Genomic DNA, 375 nt, shown 5'->3' on the forward strand with positions numbered 1-375 from the left:
GCGATATAGCGCTTCATTGTTGGAACTCCTTCACTTCGTCAGGGTTAACCGGATAGGGAATGCGATGGTTGGGATTTGTTGGAACTCCTTCACTTCGTCAGGGTTAACTGGCCCCGGCACGCTCCTGGGGCGACAGCATGAGCGGGTTGCGATCCCCATAAGGGGAACGATGGGGCGCGGCCCGGTATCGCACCAGCACCAGGGGTTGCGATCCCCATAAGGGGAACGATGGGGCGCGGCCCGGTATCGCACCAGCACCAGGTCGCCCTTGAGGCGGTCATTCGATTCCTGCAGGTCGGCCTGGTCCTGGGGATTGGACGCGAGGTAGAAAGGGCGCTGTTCCAAACGCCGCAGCAGCCACGCACGCCACTGGAA

1 protein-coding gene is annotated in these 375 nt (G+C 61.6%); it reads right to left on the reverse strand.

The features are described 5' to 3' along the window. Positions 1-30: 30 nt before the first annotated feature. Positions 31-375, reverse strand: a 345-nt coding sequence (locus tag AC1DN0_RS41850; RefSeq protein WP_477146722.1) for a hypothetical protein, incomplete at its 5' end; no start/stop codon positions are given.

It is taken from the genome of Cupriavidus sp. 05N39 (genome assembly GCF_056397325.1).